Raw genomic sequence first — 19,664 nt, forward strand, 5'->3', positions numbered from 1 at the left:
CCGTCCAGGGGCCCGCCCTGAGCTAGCGGAGGGCGGGGAGGACGGGCTCCTCCTCCTGCTCCTCGGCCTCCACCGCGGCGTTCCACTCCGGCTTCTCGGCCTGCCAGCGGTCCTCGGTGCGCCCGATCCGCCAGTAGCCCGAGACCGACAGCAGCTCGCGCGGGACGGCGAGCGTGCCGCGCAGCCACCGGCGCAGCTCGCGGACCGCGCCGGCCTCGCCGTGCACGAACGCCTGCGGGGTGCCGTCGGGCAGCGGCGCGCTCAGCACCGCCGCGACCAGCGCGGTGCCGGCGACGCCGTCCCCGCGGTGCACCCAGGTCAGCTCCGCCCCCGCGGGCAGCTCGAGCTCCTGCTCCTCGGTGGCGTCGGCGACCTCGACGAAGGCGAACGCGCGGGCACCGGCGGGCAGCCGCTCGAGCGAGGCGGCGATGGCCGGCAGCGTGGTCTCGTCGCCGACCAGCAGGTGCCAGTCCGCGTCGGCGTCGGGGGTGTAGGCCCCGCCCGGCCCGAACAGCACGACGGCGTCGCCGGGGACGGCGGCCGAGGCCCAGGGCCCGGCCAGCCCCTCGTCCCCGTGCGTGACGACGTCGAGGGTGAGCTCGCCGGCGACCTCGTCCCAGCGGCGCACGGTGTAGGTGCGGGTGGCCGGCCAGAACTCGCGCGGCTGCTCGGCCTGGACGGCGTCCGGGTCGAACGGCGCCGCGTACGGCGCCCCGCGCGGGGGCAGCACGAGCTTCACGTAGGAGTCGGTGTGGACGGGCGCGAACCCGGCCAGCCCCTCCCCGCCGAGGACGACCCGCACCAGGTGCGGGGTGACCCGCTCGGTGCGGACCACGGTGGCCTGGCGGGCGACGCGCCGGCGGCGCGGGGTGGGGTCGGCCATGACGGCGCTCCAGTCGACGTAGGTGAGGCTGACCTTACTCCGCCCGGTGTCAGCACCGAGATCACGACTGCGGTCCCCGCCGTTTCGGCTGTAGAGCGGCGGGTATCGGCTGATCCGCAGGCCGGTGGCCCCACTCAGACACGGTGGGAGTAACCGGGTCGGCGCCCACCGCGGGGTCGCCGACCGGCCTCCCACCGCCGCTCCCAGGTCGCGTTGGACGCGACCGGCTGGAGCCTGACCCGGGTCCGCACGGACGCGGCCGGCCGCGTGCTCCGACCGAGGGTCGCCGAGCGGTCGAGCAGCGCTGAACCACTGACCACCATCGCCGAGGAGGACCGATGACCCACTCCATCGACACCCCGTTCCCGCCCCCGCCGCCCACGACGGGGACGGGCGCCACCAGCCCCACCGCCGGCACCTCGACCACCGGCTCCCCGTCCACGACGGACGTCGCCAAGGACGAGGCCCGCAACGTCGGCCAGACCGCCGCGCAGGGCGCCAGCCAGGTCGCCTCGACCGCCGCCGACCAGGCCAAGGAGGTCGTGCAGGAGACCAAGGCGCAGGCCCAGGACGTGCTCGCGCAGGGCCGTGACCAGCTGCGCCAGCAGGTCGTCTCCCAGCAGCAGAAGGCCGGACAGGGCCTGGCCGGCCTCGCCGACGCGCTGCGCGGGATGGCCGAGGGCAACGCCCCGGCCCCCGGACCGGCCGCCGACCTGGTCAAGCAGGGCGCGAGCAGCCTCCAGCAGTTCGCCGACGCCCTGCAGAACCGCGAGCCGGCCGACCTGCTCGACGAGGTCCGTCGCTTCGCCCGCCGCAAGCCGGGCACCTTCCTGCTCGGCGCGGCCCTCGCCGGGGTCGTCGCCGGCCGGCTGACCAGCGGTGTCAAGGCCGCGCACACCGACTCCGGCTCGTCCGGCGGCAGCGGCACCTACCGCACCCCGTCGAACTACGTCGACCCGGCGCCGGCCTACTCCGGCTACGAGACGACCGGCACCTACTCCGAGGCCACCACGGGCTACGGCACGCAGACCTACGGGACCGAGACCTACGGCACGACCGGCGGCGCACCCGTCCCGCCGCCGCCGTACGGCACGGTGCCGCCGGCCGGCAGCGCCGTCCCGCCGAGCACCCCGGCGGGCTGGGACGACCCGGCCCGTCGTCCGGGCGGGGTGGTCTGAGCCATGAGCACCCCCTACTCGGGCGCCACCCCGGTCGGCAACCCGCCCGGCTACGGCCAGCCGCAGGCCAACTACGCCGTCGGCCCGGACCAGTACGGCGCGCACTCCGGCGCACCCGTCGCCGGCGACATGGGGACCCCGACCACCGCGGAGGGCCGCCCCGACGTCGAGGGCACCTCGGTCGGCCAGCTGATGGGCGAGGTCGCCAAGGACCTCTCCACCCTGATGCGCCAGGAGCTGGAGCTCGCCAAGGTCGAGGTCAAGGCCGAGGCCACCAAGGCGGGCAAGGGCGCCGGGCTCATGGGCGCCGCCGGCTTCGCCGGCTACATGGTGCTGCTCTTCCTGTCGATCGCCCTGTGGTGGGCGCTCTACCACCTGGTCGGCCACAGCTGGTCGGCGCTGATCGTCGCCGTCCTCTGGGGCATCGTCGGCGCCGTCGCCTTCGCGATGGGGAAGAAGCAGCTCCAGCGGGTCAACCCCAAGCCCGAGCGCACCGTGGACACCCTCTCGCAGGTGCCCGGCGCCCTGAAGCCCAACTGACCAGCGGCCCCCGGCCCCCACACACCTGGAGAGACCAGAGATGACCACGAGCAACGACCCGGACGTCATCCGCCGGCAGATCGAGGAGACGCGGCGCGAGCTCAGCTACGACGTCGACGCCCTCAACGAGAAGGTCAACCCCGCACGGGTCATGGACCGGCGGGTCACCGCGGCCAAGGGCCGCCTCACCCGAGCCAAGGAGAAGGTGATGGGCAGCGCGCACGACACCACCTCGACGGCCCAGTACCACGCCCAGAACGCGATGGGCTCGGTGCAGGGCGCGGCGTCCAACGCCGCGGGCTCCGTGCAGGGCGCGGCGTCCAGCGCCGCGGAGTCCGTGCAGGGCGCCGCGCAGCAGGCGGCGCACGCCGTCCAGCAGGCGCCGGACACGATCGTCCGCCAGACCCAGGGCAACCCCCTGGCCGCCGGGCTGATCGCCTTCGGCGTCGGCTGGCTCGTCTCCAGCCTGCTGCCCGCCACGCAGAAGGAGCAGCAGCTGGCCCAGCAGGCCGAGACCGCGCTGCGCGAGAACAAGGACGCGCTGCTGGCGCCGGCCAAGCAGGCGGCGCAGGAGATCGGCGAGGAGCTCAAGCCGGTCGCCCAGCACGCCGTCGAGGAGGTCAAGTCGACCGCCACCGACGCCGCGCAGACGGTCAAGCAGGAGGGCCAGTCGGCCGCGCAGGACGTCCAGGGCCAGGCCCAGGAGTCCCGCCAGACCGTGCAGAGCCAGGCCTCCGGCTCGTAACCACCCCCTCGACAGCGCGCCCCGCCGGGTCCCCGGCGGGGCGCGCTGTCGTCTGCGGACGTCACCTGGACGGGTGAGGACGGCGGCCCGGCGCTGCAGCCCCGCGGCCGGGACGCCGACGTCGACGGTGGAGCACCACCGACCGACGGGAGCACCACCGTGGAGCAGACGGCACCCCGCGTGCTCGTCGCCGACGACGAGGACGACATCCGGGGCCTGGTCCGGCTCGCGGTCCGGCGGGCCGGGTGCACCGTGGTCGCCGAGGTGGCCGACGGCGCCGCGGCCCTCGCCGCCGCCCGCGACGAGGTGCCCGACCTGGCGGTGCTCGACGTCTCCATGCCCGGGGCCACGGGCCTCGAGGTGTGCGCCGCGCTGCGCGCCGAGCCCGCCACCGCCGGCGTCCGCGTGCTGCTGCTGTCGGCCGGCGCCTCCGCCGAGGACGTCGCCCGCGGTCTGGACGCCGGGGCCGACAGCTACCTCGCCAAGCCGTTCGCCGTCGCCGGCCTCGTGGAGCGCGTCCGCGAGCTGACCGCCGGGGGAACGGCGTGACGGCCGTCGAGGACGCCGTCGACGAGGTCGCCCTGCTGCGGGCCGAGGTCGCCCGGCTGACCGACGAGCGGGACCGGCTGCGCGCCCGGATGCAGCACCGCGACGTCGAGCTCGAGGTCGCCACCCGGATGCTCGCCGCCCGCGCCCAGACCATGACCAGCGTCATCGACGCGGTCACCGAGCAGTCGATCATCGGCACCGACGTCGACGGGGTCGTCCGCGTCTGGAACCCCGGCGCGGAGAAGCTGCTCGGGGTGCCGCGGGCCGACGTCGTCCGCCGCCGCCGGATCACCGACTTCCACCTGCCCGAGGAGCTGGCCGAGGCCGGCGGCGGGCTGACCGCCCTGGTGCGGGTGGCGCAGGCCGAGGGCCGCGACGTCCGCGACTGGACCTACGTGACCGCCACGGGCGAGGAGCGCACGGTCTCCGTGGCGGTGACCCCGCGCACCGACGACTCCGGCGGGCACGCCGGCTGGAACTTCGTCGGCACCGACATGACGGAGGCCCGCGCGAGCGAGCGGCTCAAGGACCAGTTCGTCAGCCTGATCAGCCACGAGCTGCGCACGCCGCTCAGCTCCATCCTCGGCTACCTCGAGCTGGTGCTCGACGACCCCGACCAGCCCCTCACCGACGAGCAGCGCTCCTACCTGGGCACCGTCGAGCGCAACGCCCAGCGCCTGCTGCGGCTCGTCGGCGACCTGCTGTTCACCGCGCAGGTCGAGGCCGGCCGGTTCACCCTCCAGCCCGAGGACGTCGACCTGGCCGGCGTGCTGTCGGCCGCCGAGGAGACCGCCCGCGTCGCCGCGGCCGCCGGGGACGTGCGCCTGGTGCTCGACCTGCCCGGGGACCCGGTCGTCGTCCGCGGGGACGCCGTCCGGCTGGGCCAGGCGTGCGACAACCTCGTCTCCAACGCCGTGAAGTTCACCCCGGCCGGCGGCCGGGTGACCCTGGCGCTGCGCGCCGGCTGGCGGACGGCGGACGGCGCGTTCAGCGAGGACGAGCGCCCGGGGGCGGCGCCCGTCGCACGGGTCGCGGTGTCCGACACCGGCTACGGCATCCCCGCCGCCGAGCTCGACCAGCTGGCCACCCGGTTCTTCCGCGCCTCCACCGCACGGCGGCACGCGGTCAAGGGCGTCGGGCTCGGCCTGTCCATCACCCGGGCCATCACGACCGCGCACGACGGCACGCTCGACGTCGCCAGCACCGAGGGCCGCGGCACCACCTTCACGCTGACCCTCCCCCGCTGAGGGAGGCCCCGGTCCAGGCCTCGTCCCGAGGCCCGTGCCGAGCCTGCGAGGCACGAGGACGAGGTCCTCGCTCGCTCGCACGCTCGCGGCGAGCCGCCGGACGGGGCCGACCGTGGTGACCTCCGCGGGAGCGTTGCGCTGATCTTGCGGAACGCGGGCGGGTCGGCTGCGGTTCGCCGCCCAGAGTTCTCCCTGCCAGCCGGGACACCCCGCCCCGGCCCACCCCGCAGGAGAGACCACCATGAGCAAGGCCACCTCGAAGTCCCGCACCGCCCGCAAGGTCGTCGGCTCGCTCGGCGTCCTCGGCGCCGCGGCCGCCGTCGCCGGCCTGGGCACCTTCGGCACGTTCACCGACTCGACGACGCCGATCTCGACCGAGGTCGCCTCGGGCACCGTGGACATCAACCTGGCCAACCCCGGTCACGCCATCCCGGTCACCACGAGCGGCTTCCTGCCCGGCGACTCGATGACCCGCGCGGTCACCCTGGCCAACAGCGGCACCTCCGCGCTCTCCTCGGTCACGCTCGGCACGACGGCCACCGTCTCCAGCATCCTGGACACCAACACCACCAACGGCCTGCAGCTGAACGTCAAGTCCTGCAGCCAGGCCTGGACCCAGGGCGGCACCGCCACCGCGCCGACCTTCGCCTGCGGCGGCACGGTCACCGACCTCGGCACCACCCCGGTCGTCTCCAACCGCACCCTGGCCGGCCTGAACAGCCTCAACCCCGGCGGCGTCGACCACCTGACCTTCACGATCAGCCTGCCGACCGCCGCGGACAACGCCTTCGCCGGCAAGTCGTCGACCCTCAGCCTGGTCTTCACGGGCACCCAGCGCGCCGCCACGGCCCGCTGACCCGCCCTCCACCCGCCGACCTTCGACGAATTCGACGACGAGACCGCCGGAGACCAGCCATGACCGCCGTCCTCCCCGCCCTCCGGGCGGACCAGGCACCACCCGCGGGTCCGGTGTCCCCGGCCCGCCGCCGGCGCCGTCCGGTCCGCGCCCTGCTCCGCTTCACCGGGCGCTGGTCGCTGCGGATGCTGGTGAGCACCGCCGTCCTGGCCTTCCTCGGCCTGGCCGTCGGCCCGCACGTCCTCGACTACCGCACGATGACGATGCTCACCGGCAGCATGGCGCCGAGCATCGAGCCCGGGGACGTCGTGGTCAGCACCCCGCTCGACGTCGAGGACGTCACCGAGGGGATGGTGATCACCTACCACATCCCGGTCGACGACCACCGCGTCGTCACCCACCGCGTCATCGACGTCCAGCACTCGGCCGACGGCACCGTGTCGGTCCGCACGCAGGGCGACGCCAACGACGCACCCGACCCCTGGACCGCCGTGCTCTCCGGCGACACCGCCTACCAGGTCCAGGCCGTCGTCCCCGAGATCGGCCACCTGGTCACCGCCCTGCGCAACCCGACGCTCAGCACGCTGTTCGTGCAGCTGGTGCCGGTGGCGCTGGGGGTCTGGATGCTCCTGGGCATCTGGCGGCCCACCCGCGGCGACGACTCCGACGACACGACCCCGGAGGTGCTGCGGTGAAGGCCCACCTCGAGGCCAGGACCGCCCGCGCCCTGACGCTGCCCGGCCTGCTCGTCGCGCTGGTGCTCACCAGCACCCTGCCGGCCTGGGCCGGCGCGGCCTCCGACCGGCCGACCGGCTCGTCGACCGTCTGCGCGGTCGACGCGGCCGCCGGCGAGCCCTCGGGAGGCCCCCGGTGCTGACCGCCCTGGTGGTCGGCGCCGACGCCGCCGGCCGCGACCGCCTGGCCGCCCTCCTCGGCTCCGCCGGCTGGCTCGTGCGGGAGACCGGCGACGTCCGCGAGGCCCTCCGGCTGGCCCGCACCACCGAGCTCGACCTGGTCGTGGCCGACCTCGACCTGCCCGGCGGCGACGGCCCGGCGCTGCTGCGCCGGCTGCGGCTGACCGGGTGCCGCGCCCACCTCGTGGGCACCACGCACGACGCCACCGCCGGGGTGCGCGAGGCCGGGAGCGCCGCGGGGGCGCTCGCCGTCCTGCCCGCTCCGGTGGACCCGGGACTGCTGCTGCGGTTCGTGCTCGGCCGGCTCGCCGACGCGCCATCCGCGGAGGGCGGGACGACCCGGGACGGCGACGCCGTGGATGCCGAGCTGGACGCCCGGCTGCAGGACCTCTACGCCGGCGCGCTGCCGGAGCGGCTGTCGGCGATCGACGCCGGTGCCCGGGCCGGGGACGCGCCCGCGCTCGCCTCGGCGTCGACCACGCTCGCCGGGACCAGCGCCCAGCTGGGCCACCCGGAGGTCGCCGAGCTGTGCCGCGCGATCGCCGCGGACGCGCGCCGCGGGGTCCTGGCGCACGACCTCGTCGACCGCCTGCTCCACCTCGCCACCGGGTAGCGGGTCTTGCGGTGATCTTGCGGAACGCGGGCGGGTGACCTGCGGTTCCGGGCCCAGAGTCGTCCCTGTCAGCCGGGACACCCCGCCCCGGCCCACCCCGCAGGAGAGACCACCATGAGCAAGGCCCCCCGCAAGGCCCGCACCGTCCGCAAGGTCGTCGGCTCGCTCGGCGTGCTCGGCGCCACCGCCGCCGTCGCCGGCCTCGGCACCTTCGGCACCTTCACCGACTCCACGACGCCGGTCACGACGCAGGTCGCCTCGGGCACCGTGGACATCAACCTGTCGACCACCGGCTACGCCATCCCGGCCACCACGTCCGGCTTCGTCCCGGGCGACTCGATGACCCGCGCGGTGACCCTGACCAACACCGCCGCCTCGAGCCCGCTCTCCTCGGTCACGCTCACCACCACCGCGACCGTCTCCAGCATCCTGGACACCAACACCACCAACGGCCTGCAGCTGAACGTGCGGTCCTGCTCGGTCCCGTGGACCCAGGGCGGCACCTCCACCGCGCCGACCTACGCCTGCGGCGGCACGCTCACCGACCTCGGCACCACCCCGGTCGTCTCCAACCGCACCCTCGCCGGCCTCAACAGCCTGCAGCCCGGTGGCACCGACCACCTGACCTTCACGATCTCGCTGCCCACCGGCGCCAACGACGCGTTCCAGGGCAAGTCGTCGACCCTCAGCCTCGTCTTCACCGGCACCCAGCGCGCCGCCGCCGCCCGCTGATCCGACGCGACGTCCCGCCGAGACCCCGGAGACCCCGCCATGACCGCCGTCCTCCCCGCCCGCGCCCCCGAGGCAGCCGCCGAGCTGCCCCCGGTCGCGGTGGCCCCCACCGCCGTCCGTCCCGGCCTGCTCCGCACCGCCGCCCGGTTCGCCGGCCGCTGGTCCCTGCGGGGCCTGGTGGCCACCGCGGTCGTCGCGCTGCTCGGCCTGGCGATCGGCCCGCACGTCCTCGACTACCGGACGATGACGATGCTGACCGGGAGCATGGCGCCGGGCATCGAGCCGGGGGACGTCGTGGTTTCCACCCCGATCGACGTCGCCGACGTCGAGGTCGGGATGGTCATCAGCTACCACATCCCGATCGACGACCACCGCGTCGTCACCCACCGCGTCATCGACGTCCAGCGCTCGGCCGACGGCACCGTCACGGTGCAGACCCAGGGCGACGCCAACGACTCGCCCGACCCGTGGACGGCCGTCCTCAGCGGCGACACCGCCTACGAGATGGTGGCCGTGGTCCCCGAGGTGGGGAACGCCATCGCCGCCCTGCGCGACCCGCTCGTCAACAAGGTCCTCGTCTACGGCGCCCCGGCCCTGCTGGCCGGCTGGATGCTCCTGGCCATCTGGCGGCCGGTCCGCGACGAGGACACCGCCGACGCCGACGCTGACGCCGGATCCGGCGGCGACGAGCCGTCCCGCGCCTGAGCCCACTTCTTGCGGATCCCTTGCGGCAGACGCGAGGGGATCCCGCGGTCCGGCCAGCAGAGTCGTCCCTGTCGCCGGCACCCCCCGCCGACCACCTGAGCACCAGAGAGGAGACCGAGCCATGACCCGCACCCGCCGTTGCGTGCTCCTGCTCGTCCTCACCGTCGCCGTCGTCCTCGGCGCCTCGCTGCCGGCCAACGCCCTGTTCAGCGACACCGCCGCGCCGACGGTCAGGCCCGCGATCAGCACCCTCACGGTGCAGGGCCCCACGCAGGTCCGGGTCGACACCTCCTGCATCACGACCACGACGGTCATCAGGCGCGTCTACGACAGCGCGACGCACGCCCAGCTGAGCTACCAGGAGACCCGCACCACGTCCACCGCGTCCAGCAACGTCGAGGGCGACACCACGACGCGCACGGACAACAGCCCGGTGGCCGGCCAGTACACGGTCACGCGGGAGATCAAGGACACCCGCCTCCACGCGACGGCCCGCTGGAAGGCGAGCAGCACCCCCCGGGTGACCGGCTACACGATGACGGCGTTCCTCAACAACGGCTACGCGGTCCCGATCGGCACCGCGGCCGCGACGGCCACGCAGTACTCGGAGAGCTACGACGCCGAGGTCATCGACCTGGGAGCGCGCCTGTCGATGGTCACGCTGACGAGCTACGGCTGGACGGCGCCGGGGAACATGAGCAACGTGGTCACCTGCTGAGGCGTACACGCACGGAGGGCCCGGACCTGGTCAGGTCCGGGCCCTCCGTGCGTGCGGGGTCTCAGGCGACGAGGCGGTAGCCCACACCGCGCACGGTCTTGATCTCGGGCGTGCTCAGCCCGGCGGCCTGGAGCTTGCGGCGCAGGTTGGACATGTGCGCCTCGACCAGGCGGACGCTGCCCTCCCAGTCGGTCTGCCAGACCTCGCGCAGCAGCGTCTCCCGCTGCAGCACCCGCCCCGGCCGCGAGGCCAGCGCCGCGAGCAGGTCGAACTCGGTGCGGGTCAGGTCGACGACGGCGCCGTCGACCCGGACCTCGCGGCTGTCCTCGTCCACCTCGAGCTCGGCCAGCCGGCGGACGGTGTCCTCGACCGGCGCAGCCGCCGGGGCGGCCGGCGCGACCCGGGGACGCCGCAGCATCACCTGCACGCGGGCGACCAGCTCCCGCGGGGAGAACGGCTTGGACATGTACCCGTCGGCGCCGACGGCGAGGCCGATCAGGAGGTCGACCTCCTCGGCGCGCGCGGTCAGCATGAGCACGTAGCACTCGGACTCGGCGCGGATCTGCCGGCACACCTCGGTGCCGTCGGCGTCGGGGAGGCCGAGGTCGAGGACGACGACGTCGGGGGCCGACCGGCGGACCTCGGCGAGCGCCTCGGCACCGGTACCGACCGCGCGCACGTCCATCCCGGCCCGGCTCAGCACGGTGACGACGAGCTCGCGGATCTCCTCGGTGTCCTCGACGACCAGCACGGACTGCTCGGCCACGACCTGTTCCTCCCGTCGGACGTGAGCGGTGGCGCGGGCTGCGTCACCTGACCGGGTGATCGGTGCGGTCGGGTCGCGGCTTGACCCGCCGACCGCCGGCCTCCCCCCGGCGGGTGAGCGGCACCGGCGGGGCCCGCGTCACCCGGCCGAGCGGGACGTGCCCCCGCTCGGCTCAAGGAGAGGGACCGGCGCGTCGATCCCATCCCTGCCCACGGAAGGGCGCCGCCGGGGTGCGAGGCCCCGCCCACCAGGAGGACCGCCATGATCGGTCTCACGCGTCGCACGGGTGAGCCGTGCCGGATCGACCCCACGGCGATCCAGCGGGTCGAGACGACCCCGGACACCGTGGTGTTCCTCGTCGACGGCACCCACGTCTCGGTGGCCGAGACCGTCGAGCAGGTCCTGCTGCGCGTCCGCGAGGCCCGGGCCGGGGACATCGTCGCCTGCTACGGGCTCGACCGCGGCGAGACCGGCGACCCGCACGCCGTCCAGGACATGCTGGCCGAGATCGCGGAGACCCGCGGCTGTCCGGTGGCCGGCCACTCCTTCTGAGCGCCGCGGGCACTCCGTTTGACACGTGACATCGACCGGTGTCACATGGAGGCATGGAGGGGACCACGGACGCCGTCCTCGCGATGGACGGGCTCAGCCTCGTCGCGACCGCCGGCTTCTTCGTGCCCGCGGCCGTCCTGGTCGCCGTCGTCGTCGGCGCCGTGGTGCGCGACCGCCGGCTGACCGCCCGCGAGAACGCCCGGCTCGACGGCTCGCACGAGCGCATCGACCCCGACCGCGGCTAGCCCCCGTCCCGCCCCTCGATCCCCTCGATCCCCTCGAGGACCTCGGTGAGCGCGCCCTGGACCCGCGCGGCCATCTCGGTGCGGAAGCTGGCCAGCAGCGCCTGGGCGGCGGCCGGCTGCAGCCGGTCGACCATCGCCCGGACACGGTCGAGCTCCTCCCCCGGCTGCACCCCGTCCAGCAGCGCGCGCCAGCCGGTCTCCAGGAACATCGACACGTAGATGTCGGCGACGGCCCGGACGTGCTCGACCACCCGCGACTGCGCGGCGATCAGGACCGACGGCGGGACACCGAGCTCGACCACCTGCAGGCCCGCGGTGAGCAGCGACGGGTCGAGGACCCGCAGCATCCCGTCGTCCTGCCGCTCCACCAGGCCCAGCTCGACCAGCTCGTCGACCACCACGGCGTCCGGGGCCACCCCGGCCCGCGCGGCCAGCGCCTCGGGCGAGACCACCTCGGACTCCGGCGGCAGCCACGGCGACAGCAGCGCCCGGTGCAGCGCGAGGGTGGCCGAGCTCGCCGCCTCGGGCGCGTGCGCGAGGGTCCGCTCGATCATCGTCAGCGGGTAACCCTCGGCCAGCATCTCGCGCACCAGCAGGAGCCGGGCCACGTGCTGGCGGCCGTAGTAGCCGGTCCGCCCGACCAGCCGCGGCGGGGGCAGCAACCCCCGGGCCGCGTAGGCGCGGACGTTGCGGACCGTCATCCCGACGCGCGCGGCGAGCTCGTCGACCGTGAACTCCCGGTCGACCTCCTCCTCGGGCACGCCCGGCGCACCGACGGACAGCTCCCCCACCTCCTCGCGTCGGGTCCACGGTAACGCCGGACCCACATGTATCACTTGCCGATGTCACATGGGCGGTGTTCCATACCAACGTGTCGACGACGACGTCCACCGTTCTCGCCGCCGCCGAGACCCGCCCCGCCGGGGGCGCCGCCCTCGGGGAGGTGGCCCTGGCCACCGGGATCGGCGCGCTGCTCACCGTCGTGCTGCTCGGGCTGGTGTACCTGCACCGAACCCGGCGCACGACCGTCCTCAGCCGCGTCGGCGGCCGCCTCGGGCGGGCGACCGGCGTGCCGGACTGGGTGGCGCTGCCCACGGTCCTGACGACGCTGTCCCTGCTCGTCGCCCTGCTGGGCATGCTGTGGGACATCGCGCTGCACATCGGGGTCGGCCGCGACGAGGGCCCGCTGGCCAACCCGGCGCACTACCTCATCCTCTTCGGCCTCTTCGGCGTCTTCGCCGGCGGCGTGCTGGCCTGCGCCATGCCGCTGGACGAGAGACCCGGTCCGGCCGCCGTGCGCTTCGTCCGCGGCTGGGACGTGCCCGTCGGCGGCGTCCTGCTCGGCGCGGCCGGCTTCTACGCCCTGCTGGGCTTCCCGCTCGACGACGTCTGGCACCGCCTGTTCGGCCAGGACGTCACGCTCTGGGGCCCCACCCACCTGATGCTCATCGGCGGCGCCGGCCTGTCGATCGTCGGGCTGCTCGTGCTGGAGATGGAGGGCCACGGCGGCGCCTCCACCGACGACGGCGAGCGCAAGGTCGGCCGGGTCGGCCGGTTCCTGCGGCAGGGCTCGGCGATGGGCGGCCTCCTGCTGGGCCTGTCGGTGTTCCAGGGCGAGTACGACTTCGACGTCCCGCAGTTCCGCCTCGTGCTCGAGCCGTTCATGATCGCCGGCGCCGCCGGGCTCGCGCTGGTCGCGGCCCGCATGTGGATGGGCAGGGGCGGCGCGCTGATGGCCGCGGCGTTCTTCCTCCTGATCCGCGGGGCCATCGCCGTCGTCGTCGGGCCGGTGTTCGGCGAGATCACGCCGACCTACCCGCTCTACCTCGGCTCGGCCGTCATCGTCGAGCTGCTGGCGCTGGCCTGGCCGCTGGCCCGGCGGCCGCTGCTGTTCGGCGGCGTGGCCGGCGCGCTGATCGGCACGGCCGGCACCGCGACGGAGTGGGGCTGGACCCGGTTCACCCAGACCCTGTCGTGGAACGGCGACGTGCTGGTCGAGGGCACGCTGATGGCCGTGCTCGCCGGCGTGGCCGGCGGCCTGCTCGGCACGCTGCTCGCCCTCGGCCTGCGCCGCCGCCTGCCCCGGCCGGCGGTCGCCCGCACCGTCGTCGTCGCGTCGGTCCTCGCACTGGCCGCCGGCGTGGCCAACGGCCTGGTCGCGACGGTGCCCGAGGACGTCGAGGCCACCTTCACCGTCACCGACGTCACCACCGAGCCGCGGACGGCGGACATCGAGGTGCAGCTGAGCCCGGCCGGCGTTGTCGACGACCCGGCGTGGGTGCAGATCACCTCCTGGCAGGGCGACGGCCTGGTCGTCGAGGACCTCGAGCGCACCGGCGAGGGCACCTACCGGACCACCGAGCCGGTGCCGCTGCACGGCACGTGGAAGACGCTGCTGCGCGTCCACGACGGCCGGCATCTCTACGCGGTGCCGATCTACCTGCCCGAGGACCCGGCCATCCCGGCCGAGGGGATCGCGGCCGAGGACGGCGTGACCCGCGGCGCGATCCCCGAGATCGACGTCCTGCAGCGGGAGCTGAAGGAGTCCGGGGGCGGGCTGTGGCTGGTGGCCAACCTGGTCGTGCTCGCCTGCACCCTGGCGCTGATCGCCGGCATCTCGTGGGGCGTGGGCCGCTACTCCCGGCGCGGCAGCGCCGGCGACCCGTTCCCGGACACGCCGGTCGAGGGCCCGGTGCCCAGCGGCGCCGGTCGCCGGTGAACGCCCGGGTCCCGGCGGGCGTCGCCGCCACCGCCGTCGCCGCGCTGCTGCTCACCGGGTGCGCGGGCACCTCGCCGGAGGAGGCCGCCGGCTCGTCCGCGCCGAGCAGCGCCGCGTCGTCGGCCGCCGACGGGCCGACCGGCCAGTCCCCCGCGGCGGCGCCGTCGGTCGCCGGCACGCAGCTGGCCGTCGAGGTCACCGGCGGGCAGGCCTCCGGCGACACCGGCCGGGTGCCCGTCGGCCTCGGCGAGCAGGTGTCCCTGACGGTCACCGGCGACGCCGCCGACGAGCTGCACCTGCACGGCTACGACCTGACCGCGCAGCTGGTGCCCGGTGAGCCCGCGGTGCTGACCTTCGTGGCCGACATCGCCGGGGTGTTCGAGGTGGAACTGCACGACGCCGGGACGGTGCTGCTGAGCCTCCAGGTGGGCTGACGCCACCCGTGGGGAGCTCCACCGGGCAGGTGCTGGCGCACGGCGTCGGGTCGCGCACCGACCTGCCGCTGCCGCTCGGCCTGGCCCTGTACGGCGCCGGGGCGGCCGTCCTCGTCAGCTTCGTCGTCCTGCTGCTGCTCTGGCGCAGCCCGCGGCTGGGCGACGAGCGGTCGGGCCGGCCGCTGCCGTCGTGGGCCCAGCGGGCCGCCGACTCCCCCGCCGTCCGGCGTGCCCTGCAGGCGGTCGCGCTCGCCGTCGCCGTCCTGGTCCTGGCGGCGGCCCTGCTGGGCCCCGAGGAGACACGGCGCAACCTCGCCCCCTGGGCGCTGTACGTGACCTTCTGGGTGGGGCTCGTGCCGGCGAGCCTGCTGCTCGGGCCGGTGTGGCGGGTGGTGAACCCGCTGCGGCTGCTCTCCCGGCTGCTGCGCCCGCTGGTCGGCGCGCCGCGCGGAGCCGGCCGGCTGCCGGCGCTGGGCCTGTGGCCGGGCGCGGTGTCGCTGCTGGCGTTCGTGTGGCTGGAGCTGGTGCCGGCCGGGCGCTCCGACCCCGACGTCGTCGCGGCGTGGCTGGTCGCCTACGCGGCCGTGCACGTCGGGGCGTCGCTGTGGTTCGGGGAGGAGTGGTTCGCCGCCGGGGACGGCTTCGAGGTCTACTCGACCCTGCTCGGCCGGCTGTCGGGGCTCGCCCGCCGGGACGACGGCCGGGTGGTGCTGCGGTCGCCGCTGACCAACGCCATGACGACGCCGCCGCGACCGGGGCTGGCCGCGGTGGTCCTGGTGCTGCTCGGCTCGACCGCCTTCGACGGTCTCACCCGCACGGTCTGGTGGCAGGACGGGCCGGGCGCCGGGAACGACGTCGGCTCCGGGACCCTCGGCCTGCTCGCCGCGATCGCCCTGGTCTCGGCGCTCTACGTGGCCGGCACCCGGCTGTCGGGGCGGCTGAGCCGGCTCGCCCTGGGCCCGCAGCCGCGGCTGTTCGCCGCCACGGTGGTGCCGATCGCGCTCGGCTACACCGTGGCGCACTACTTCAGCCTGTTCGTCCTCGACGGGCAGACGACCTGGATCGTGGCGAGCAACCCGTTCGGCGCGGCCGGCGTGGACCTGTTCGGCACCTACGCCAACGTCGTCGACCTGCGTGCGGTCTCCGCCGACCTGATCGCCTGCGTGCAGGTCGGCGCGGTGCTGGTCGGCCACGTGGTGGGCGTGCTGCTCGCCCACGAGCAGGCGCTGCGGCTGGCGCCGCGCGCACCGGCGTCGGACCAGCTCCCGCTGGTCGTCGTCATGGTGCTGTTCACCGTCGGCGGGCTGGGCCTGCTGTTCGGCTTCTGAGCCGGCCGGACGGCGGCCGGCCGGACGGCGGCGGGATGGAGTCGGTCATCGACGGCGGCTCGACGACGTGGTCGTCGACGCTCACGAGCACCAGGTCGTCGAGGCGCATGGCAGCTCTCCTGTCGGCGGGGGCACGGCCTGGCGCGGGTGTGGCAGGGGTCACACTGTGCGGACGACGACCGGGTGCCCGCCGGCGACGGGCCTCAGATGCCGACGCCGAGCTCGGCCTCGAGGGTGCGGCGGCGCCGGAGGTCGGCGGCCCGCGCGCGAGCCAGCTCCAGCAGGTCCGCCGAGAGCCGGGCGGTCTCCTCCTCGGCCTCGGCGCGCAGCGCGGCCAGGTGCGCCTCGACCGCGTCGACCGCGCGGGCGGCCCAGCCGCGGACGGTCGCGGCGTCGACGTCGGGAGCGAAGTTCTCCGGCAGCCGGAGGACCGGACCGGCGCCGGCCCGGTGGCTCCAGTCCCCCACCGGCGGGTCGACCTGCGGGGGCCGACTCGCCCGGGTGGCGAAGAACCGGCCGTCGCCGTCGAAGGGGACGTTGACGGTCACGGTGAGCCGGGCCGCCGTCCCGGCGGTGAAGGCCGCCTCCGCTCGGCGCAGCCGCGGGAGGTCCGGCGCGGAGCCGCGCAGGGCGCCGTCGACGCAGCGGACCGGGTCGTCCAGCTCGGCTCCTAGGGACCACTGCAGCACCTGGGCCGTCAGGGCCGTGCGGCGCCGGGAGGTCTCGTCGGCGAACCGGCCGACCGTGAACAGCTGCGGCATCCCGCCATCCTGGCCGAGCGGCGGCGCGGCGGGCGGCGGCTACTCCCGGACGACCCAGACCTCGGCCGGCCCCTCGGGGGTCTCCCGGACCTGGACGGGCTCGAAGCGCTGGTAGACGCCGTACCAGTGCGGGCCGTCGTAGACGAGCACCGACGACTTGAGCTGCTCGGCCGCCACGTCGTCGACCTCGCCGTGGCGGGGACCACCCCAGTGGAAGACCAACGGCATGCGACGACCGTAGACCCGCCGTCCAGACGGTCGGCGACCACCTCGGCAACGACACAGGGCGCCCTCCGGAGGAGAACGCCCTGTGTCGAACGGGTGGACCTGGAGGGTCAGCTTTCGAACCCTGGCTACGCCTTCACGCGCCTACTGGACGCATGGCGGACCCTCCCCCGTCAGGCCGCTCCGACCGCTCCCGCGAGACCACCCCGTCAGCGACAGCAGGCCGAGGACCGGCTAGGGGCGAACGGCGTCGCCCAGCTGTGCGCCGACTACCAAGCCGGGAGGTCGACGAAGTGGCTGCAACGGACTTACAAGTTGAGCCAAGGCGCCGTGCTGCGACTGCTCGACGTCAATGGCGTCCAGCGCCGGAAGCGCGGTCTGACCGACGACCAAGTCGAGGAGGCCATCCAGCTGTACGCCGACGGCTGGTCGCTGACCCGGATCGGCGATCACTTCGGCAAGGACCACACGGTTGTTCGAAGCGCCCTGCTCCGACGTGCCATCCCACTGCGAGGCATCACCAAGCCGCATGGCTGAACCCGGGGCGCCTAGTGCGATGCTACAAAGCTCTCGGCCAGAGTCCGGAGTCGAAGGGCGCCTGCATGATCACCGACCGCTTACCGCATTATCAGGAACAGATCGCTGGTGGCGGCGTCCTGAAGGTGGCGGCTAACACGTGGGGAATCCACTACTATTGGCCCGGGCCGGATCTCCGCTACAACGGCACGCTGCTCTGGATCTCCGGCCACGAGATCCATGACTACATCCACGCCTGGTATGAGAACTTCGCCTGCTACGAATCACTCGTTCAAAGCATCCCCAGCGGTGGAGATTTCACCCAGCCAGGACTGGCGGGGATGACTATCCGGATCGGCAGGCTTGCATCGGGCGTCTGCTTGCGGAGCTACCACCATCCGGTAAGCAACCGTACCCACCTCGAGGAGGTGGTATCGGCTTATCGCACCAGCATTGACCGCGCGGAGCAACTGCAGAAGGTGCTCGCCAACTTAAGCTAGGCGCGCCCCTCCGAAGCGGGCGCCCCAGTCGGCCGCCGATGCACACCGCGCTTGCTCAGTATATTGCGCACTGCCCGAATGCGACCGATCGGTCAGTTCGGCGATCTGACGGAGTGAGCGGCCTGCCTCATACTCGGTCAGCACAAAGGCCTCTACCCGTGCCTGCACCGCAGGGTTAGGTCGAGACAGGTTCGTGCCCGCGAACTCCGGTAGCGGAACCAGCTGCGGCCGGGGCGGGTATGGCACGAAACCTCCGGTGAACTAAGCGGCGTGATTAAGCTCCGTCGCAGCAGAGACTAGAGCGGCTTACCCGATGCCGACAGCATCCCAAGCCTTGTCGGCCAAGAGATGAACCTGCCCCCGTGTCCAGGAGCGGCCGCCGCGGAAAAGATAGTGCAGTCCGTGTACCTCCACCCAGTCATTCCAGTCGCCGCCCTCCTGCGTCTCGCCCCATAGGAATGACAGAACCTTTCGGAAGTCTTCGAGGTAGCTGTCGCTGCCGAAGAGCATATTCGGCACGTTGTAGACCAGACACTCGACGAGATAGGACGGTAGCTCTTCGGACAACTCACCTGTCTCGACTAAGTAGGTCTGCATCTTCTTGAGACATCTGACCATCCGCTTGTAGCGCCGACCCGTGCTGTTGTTCTTAGCTATGCCCTCAACGACCTGAATCTTCGGGAAGTTGTTCACCCATCCGCCATCACTTGGATAGACGCGGGAGCCGACATGCATGATCGGCCTGCCTGATGCGTCGAAGCCGTCGTAGCGGCGGTACTCCCAGCTGGGCACAACATCGGCCGGTAAGGTCGTCTTGTTCTCGCGTATCCGCAGCGCAATACGTCCAGGTTCAACCGCTGATGCGCCATACGCCCTGACCAGCGCGGCCTTGATGTCTCGTTTGAAGTCCTCGCGGGTGTACGGATCGTCGCTGTCGACCACGCCGACCTCTGATTGGTCATGGCCCTTGAGAGCGAAGGACAGATCCGAATAGAAGTAGCCGGTGTACTCGACAGCAATGTCGACATCAAAGTTGAGGCGGACGTTCGTATTGTTCGCGTAGGAGCCCTTGGCGTAAACAACGTACTTGCCAGCGAGTGGCGCATAGGCATCTAGCGCATCTTTGATCTGCTGTTCCGTGCGATCCCGCTTGCCATCTTCGGTGTCACTCGGCGGCTGGGCCGCACGGCGCAGCCAAGCTTCCCAATCCATCAGATATCCCCCGTCGCCCTATGGCTCGTATGTTCATGGCACTGCGCAAAGCTGCCGTAGTCGGCACTGCGGTCAACCAGCTCTAGGAGCATATCGCCAGCCGTGAAACGATCCGTGAAGTACACACCACGGAGCTGCTTCGGTGCATCTCCAGCCGTCTCCAGCTCGCACGCGCCGACATGTCGCGGACTGCGGCCGATGTGCTCCCGACTCGGAACATTGTCATAAGTGAAGCTTAGGATGCTGCGGCGACTTTCTTGGCGCGGAATGAACACCGCTGCCCGCGAGTGCGAAACGCTTTCCTTCGTGAACTGAGCAATTGAGATCGTCCAGAACGTCTGCTCGACAACCACGTAGGCCTGAATTGGCCCCCAGTTGCCGTCCTTGGGGATGTGACTGCGCTTGTCAGGCTTCAGCGCAACCGACCACAATCCATCGAGTCGCGGTCGCGTATGGAGTCGGATAATGCCCGGCCAGCGCCAAACCCACTTGTCGAAGGCCACCACACCTAGGACTGCAAGTGTCGGCAGGTAGGACAGAGCAGATTTGACGGACCCGTCGAGTTCCACGCCGACGAGATAAAGCGTGATTGCATAGGCGACACTGACGCCGATTGCCGCGAAACGGACCGCCTTTTGCGGAGCAGTCACTCCCAAGCCTCAAACACTAAGTTCATAACGCCATTATGGCGGAAGGGTCATTGAACGGCAATTCGTCTTGAATATG

The 19,664-nt window shown here is 73.2% G+C and carries 26 protein-coding genes; 19 read left to right on the forward strand and 7 right to left on the reverse strand.

Annotated elements, in window-relative coordinates:
* Positions 1–22: 22 nt before the first annotated feature.
* Positions 23–883, reverse strand: a complete 861-nt coding sequence (locus ACI8AX_RS10320; protein ID WP_456549715.1) for a siderophore-interacting protein — start codon at positions 881–883, stop codon at positions 23–25.
* A gap of 338 nt (positions 884–1,221) precedes the next feature.
* On the opposite strand from ACI8AX_RS10320, the gene ACI8AX_RS10325 reads away from it, so the two are divergent.
* The 12 genes from ACI8AX_RS10325 (at position 1,222) to ACI8AX_RS10380 (ending at position 9,680) form a co-directional block, all read left to right on the forward strand.
* The gene (locus ACI8AX_RS10325; protein ID WP_456549716.1) at positions 1,222–2,061 is read left to right on the forward strand and encodes a hypothetical protein; all 840 of its coding nucleotides are present in this window, start codon (positions 1,222–1,224) and stop codon (positions 2,059–2,061) included.
* Positions 2,062–2,064: 3 nt separating this feature from the next.
* The gene (locus tag ACI8AX_RS10330) at positions 2,065–2,601 is read left to right on the forward strand and encodes a phage holin family protein (protein WP_456549717.1); all 537 of its coding nucleotides are present in this window, start codon (positions 2,065–2,067) and stop codon (positions 2,599–2,601) included.
* A gap of 40 nt (positions 2,602–2,641) precedes the next feature.
* Positions 2,642–3,346 (forward strand): DUF3618 domain-containing protein, encoded by a 705-nt coding sequence (locus ACI8AX_RS10335; RefSeq protein ID WP_456549718.1) that lies wholly within the window; start codon positions 2,642–2,644, stop codon positions 3,344–3,346.
* A gap of 159 nt (positions 3,347–3,505) precedes the next feature.
* Positions 3,506–3,895, forward strand: a complete 390-nt coding sequence (locus ACI8AX_RS10340) for a response regulator transcription factor (protein ID WP_456549719.1) — start codon at positions 3,506–3,508, stop codon at positions 3,893–3,895.
* Positions 3,892–5,142: a sensor histidine kinase gene (locus tag ACI8AX_RS10345; RefSeq protein WP_456549720.1), complete on the forward strand. Its 1,251-nt coding sequence runs from the start codon at positions 3,892–3,894 to the stop codon at positions 5,140–5,142. The genes ACI8AX_RS10340 and ACI8AX_RS10345 overlap by 4 nt, the downstream gene beginning before the upstream one ends.
* Before the next feature lie 241 nt (positions 5,143–5,383).
* On the forward strand, positions 5,384–5,998 hold the full coding sequence (locus ACI8AX_RS10350; RefSeq protein ID WP_456549721.1) for a TasA family protein: 615 nt from the start codon (positions 5,384–5,386) through the stop codon (positions 5,996–5,998).
* A gap of 59 nt (positions 5,999–6,057) precedes the next feature.
* Positions 6,058–6,693 carry a signal peptidase I gene (locus ACI8AX_RS10355; protein ID WP_456549722.1) on the forward strand — a complete coding sequence of 212 codons (636 nt, stop codon included), beginning with the start codon at positions 6,058–6,060 and terminating at the stop codon, positions 6,691–6,693.
* Positions 6,690–6,875 carry a hypothetical protein gene (locus ACI8AX_RS10360; RefSeq protein WP_456549723.1) on the forward strand — a complete coding sequence of 62 codons (186 nt, stop codon included), beginning with the start codon at positions 6,690–6,692 and terminating at the stop codon, positions 6,873–6,875. Before ACI8AX_RS10355 ends, ACI8AX_RS10360 begins: the two co-directional genes overlap by 4 nt.
* Positions 6,869–7,525 (forward strand): response regulator, encoded by a 657-nt coding sequence (locus tag ACI8AX_RS10365; RefSeq protein ID WP_456549724.1) that lies wholly within the window; start codon positions 6,869–6,871, stop codon positions 7,523–7,525. The genes ACI8AX_RS10360 and ACI8AX_RS10365 overlap by 7 nt, the downstream gene beginning before the upstream one ends.
* A gap of 114 nt (positions 7,526–7,639) precedes the next feature.
* The gene (locus ACI8AX_RS10370) at positions 7,640–8,257 is read left to right on the forward strand and encodes a TasA family protein (protein ID WP_456549725.1); all 618 of its coding nucleotides are present in this window, start codon (positions 7,640–7,642) and stop codon (positions 8,255–8,257) included.
* 39 nt (positions 8,258–8,296) lie between these two features.
* Positions 8,297–8,962 carry a signal peptidase I gene (locus ACI8AX_RS10375; protein ID WP_456549726.1) on the forward strand — a complete coding sequence of 222 codons (666 nt, stop codon included), beginning with the start codon at positions 8,297–8,299 and terminating at the stop codon, positions 8,960–8,962.
* A 121-nt stretch (positions 8,963–9,083) separates the two neighbouring features.
* Positions 9,084–9,680 (forward strand): hypothetical protein, encoded by a 597-nt coding sequence (locus ACI8AX_RS10380; RefSeq protein WP_456549727.1) that lies wholly within the window; start codon positions 9,084–9,086, stop codon positions 9,678–9,680.
* Positions 9,681–9,741: 61 nt separating this feature from the next.
* Here the strand turns inward: ACI8AX_RS10380 and ACI8AX_RS10385 are convergent, their stop codons facing one another.
* Complete coding sequence (locus ACI8AX_RS10385; RefSeq protein ID WP_456549728.1) at positions 9,742–10,446, reverse strand: response regulator transcription factor; 705 nt, start codon at positions 10,444–10,446, stop codon at positions 9,742–9,744.
* Positions 10,447–10,707: 261 nt separating this feature from the next.
* Between ACI8AX_RS10385 and ACI8AX_RS10390 the strand changes: the two genes are divergently transcribed.
* Together ACI8AX_RS10390 and ACI8AX_RS10395 are read left to right on the forward strand one after the other, a co-directional pair.
* Positions 10,708–10,998 (forward strand): flagellar FlbD family protein, encoded by a 291-nt coding sequence (locus ACI8AX_RS10390; RefSeq protein WP_456549729.1) that lies wholly within the window; start codon positions 10,708–10,710, stop codon positions 10,996–10,998.
* Positions 10,999–11,051: 53 nt separating this feature from the next.
* Entirely contained in the window at positions 11,052–11,243 is a 192-nt protein-coding gene (locus ACI8AX_RS10395) for a hypothetical protein (protein WP_456549730.1), read from the forward strand.
* Here ACI8AX_RS10395 and ACI8AX_RS10400 read toward each other — a convergent pair.
* On the reverse strand, positions 11,240–12,034 hold the full coding sequence (locus ACI8AX_RS10400) for a MerR family transcriptional regulator (RefSeq protein ID WP_456549731.1): 795 nt from the start codon (positions 12,032–12,034) through the stop codon (positions 11,240–11,242). The genes ACI8AX_RS10395 and ACI8AX_RS10400 overlap by 4 nt on opposite strands.
* Before the next feature lie 80 nt (positions 12,035–12,114).
* Between ACI8AX_RS10400 and ACI8AX_RS10405 the strand changes: the two genes are divergently transcribed.
* Genes ACI8AX_RS10405 through ACI8AX_RS10415 form a run of 3 tightly spaced genes read left to right on the forward strand, consistent with a single transcriptional unit; the run spans position 12,115 to position 15,724 of the window.
* Positions 12,115–13,962, forward strand: coding sequence for a hypothetical protein (locus ACI8AX_RS10405; RefSeq protein WP_456549732.1), 1,848 nt, complete (start codon positions 12,115–12,117; stop codon positions 13,960–13,962).
* Positions 13,959–14,396, forward strand: coding sequence for a hypothetical protein (locus tag ACI8AX_RS10410; RefSeq protein WP_456549733.1), 438 nt, complete (start codon positions 13,959–13,961; stop codon positions 14,394–14,396). Before ACI8AX_RS10405 ends, ACI8AX_RS10410 begins: the two co-directional genes overlap by 4 nt.
* A gap of 8 nt (positions 14,397–14,404) precedes the next feature.
* Complete coding sequence (locus tag ACI8AX_RS10415) at positions 14,405–15,724, forward strand: hypothetical protein (RefSeq protein ID WP_456549734.1); 1,320 nt, start codon at positions 14,405–14,407, stop codon at positions 15,722–15,724.
* A 203-nt stretch (positions 15,725–15,927) separates the two neighbouring features.
* Here ACI8AX_RS10415 and ACI8AX_RS10420 read toward each other — a convergent pair whose 3' ends face one another.
* Positions 15,928–16,485 (reverse strand): hypothetical protein, encoded by a 558-nt coding sequence (locus ACI8AX_RS10420; RefSeq protein WP_456549735.1) that lies wholly within the window; start codon positions 16,483–16,485, stop codon positions 15,928–15,930.
* 39 nt (positions 16,486–16,524) lie between these two features.
* Entirely contained in the window at positions 16,525–16,713 is a 189-nt protein-coding gene (locus ACI8AX_RS10425; protein ID WP_456549736.1) for a hypothetical protein, read from the reverse strand.
* Positions 16,714–17,040: 327 nt separating this feature from the next.
* Here ACI8AX_RS10425 and ACI8AX_RS10430 point away from each other — a divergent pair, with 327 nt between their 5' ends.
* Positions 17,041–17,247 carry a hypothetical protein gene (locus ACI8AX_RS10430; protein WP_456549737.1) on the forward strand — a complete coding sequence of 69 codons (207 nt, stop codon included), beginning with the start codon at positions 17,041–17,043 and terminating at the stop codon, positions 17,245–17,247.
* Between the two features lie 65 nt (positions 17,248–17,312).
* Complete coding sequence (locus tag ACI8AX_RS10435) at positions 17,313–17,726, forward strand: hypothetical protein (RefSeq protein WP_456549738.1); 414 nt, start codon at positions 17,313–17,315, stop codon at positions 17,724–17,726.
* Positions 17,727–18,032: 306 nt separating this feature from the next.
* Here ACI8AX_RS10435 and ACI8AX_RS10440 read toward each other — a convergent pair whose 3' ends face one another.
* Together ACI8AX_RS10440 and ACI8AX_RS10445 are read right to left on the reverse strand one after the other, a co-directional pair.
* Positions 18,033–18,938, reverse strand: a complete 906-nt coding sequence (locus tag ACI8AX_RS10440; RefSeq protein WP_456549739.1) for a nucleotidyltransferase domain-containing protein — start codon at positions 18,936–18,938, stop codon at positions 18,033–18,035.
* The gene (locus ACI8AX_RS10445; protein ID WP_456549740.1) at positions 18,938–19,588 is read right to left on the reverse strand and encodes a Cap15 family cyclic dinucleotide receptor domain-containing protein; all 651 of its coding nucleotides are present in this window, start codon (positions 19,586–19,588) and stop codon (positions 18,938–18,940) included. Before ACI8AX_RS10445 ends, ACI8AX_RS10440 begins: the two co-directional genes overlap by 1 nt.
* Positions 19,589–19,664 lie beyond the last annotated feature (76 nt).

Source organism: Blastococcus sp. SYSU D00813 (genome assembly GCF_054050735.1).

Coding starts and splice junctions, on each gene's coding strand:
- ACI8AX_RS10320 (WP_456549715.1), bottom strand. CDS start 883: ATGGCCGACCCCACCCCGCGCCGCCGGCGCGTCGCCCGCCAGGCCACC.
- ACI8AX_RS10325 (WP_456549716.1), top strand. CDS start 1,222: ATGACCCACTCCATCGACACCCCGTTCCCGCCCCCGCCGCCCACGACG.
- ACI8AX_RS10330 (WP_456549717.1), top strand. CDS start 2,065: ATGAGCACCCCCTACTCGGGCGCCACCCCGGTCGGCAACCCGCCCGGC.
- ACI8AX_RS10335 (WP_456549718.1), top strand. CDS start 2,642: ATGACCACGAGCAACGACCCGGACGTCATCCGCCGGCAGATCGAGGAG.
- ACI8AX_RS10350 (WP_456549721.1), top strand. CDS start 5,384: ATGAGCAAGGCCACCTCGAAGTCCCGCACCGCCCGCAAGGTCGTCGGC.
- ACI8AX_RS10355 (WP_456549722.1), top strand. CDS start 6,058: ATGACCGCCGTCCTCCCCGCCCTCCGGGCGGACCAGGCACCACCCGCG.
- ACI8AX_RS10370 (WP_456549725.1), top strand. CDS start 7,640: ATGAGCAAGGCCCCCCGCAAGGCCCGCACCGTCCGCAAGGTCGTCGGC.
- ACI8AX_RS10375 (WP_456549726.1), top strand. CDS start 8,297: ATGACCGCCGTCCTCCCCGCCCGCGCCCCCGAGGCAGCCGCCGAGCTG.
- ACI8AX_RS10380 (WP_456549727.1), top strand. CDS start 9,084: ATGACCCGCACCCGCCGTTGCGTGCTCCTGCTCGTCCTCACCGTCGCC.
- ACI8AX_RS10390 (WP_456549729.1), top strand. CDS start 10,708: ATGATCGGTCTCACGCGTCGCACGGGTGAGCCGTGCCGGATCGACCCC.
- ACI8AX_RS10395 (WP_456549730.1), top strand. CDS start 11,052: ATGGAGGGGACCACGGACGCCGTCCTCGCGATGGACGGGCTCAGCCTC.
- ACI8AX_RS10420 (WP_456549735.1), bottom strand. CDS start 16,485: ATGCCGCAGCTGTTCACGGTCGGCCGGTTCGCCGACGAGACCTCCCGG.
- ACI8AX_RS10425 (WP_456549736.1), bottom strand. CDS start 16,713: ATGCCGTTGGTCTTCCACTGGGGTGGTCCCCGCCACGGCGAGGTCGAC.
- ACI8AX_RS10435 (WP_456549738.1), top strand. CDS start 17,313: ATGATCACCGACCGCTTACCGCATTATCAGGAACAGATCGCTGGTGGC.
- ACI8AX_RS10440 (WP_456549739.1), bottom strand. CDS start 18,938: ATGGATTGGGAAGCTTGGCTGCGCCGTGCGGCCCAGCCGCCGAGTGAC.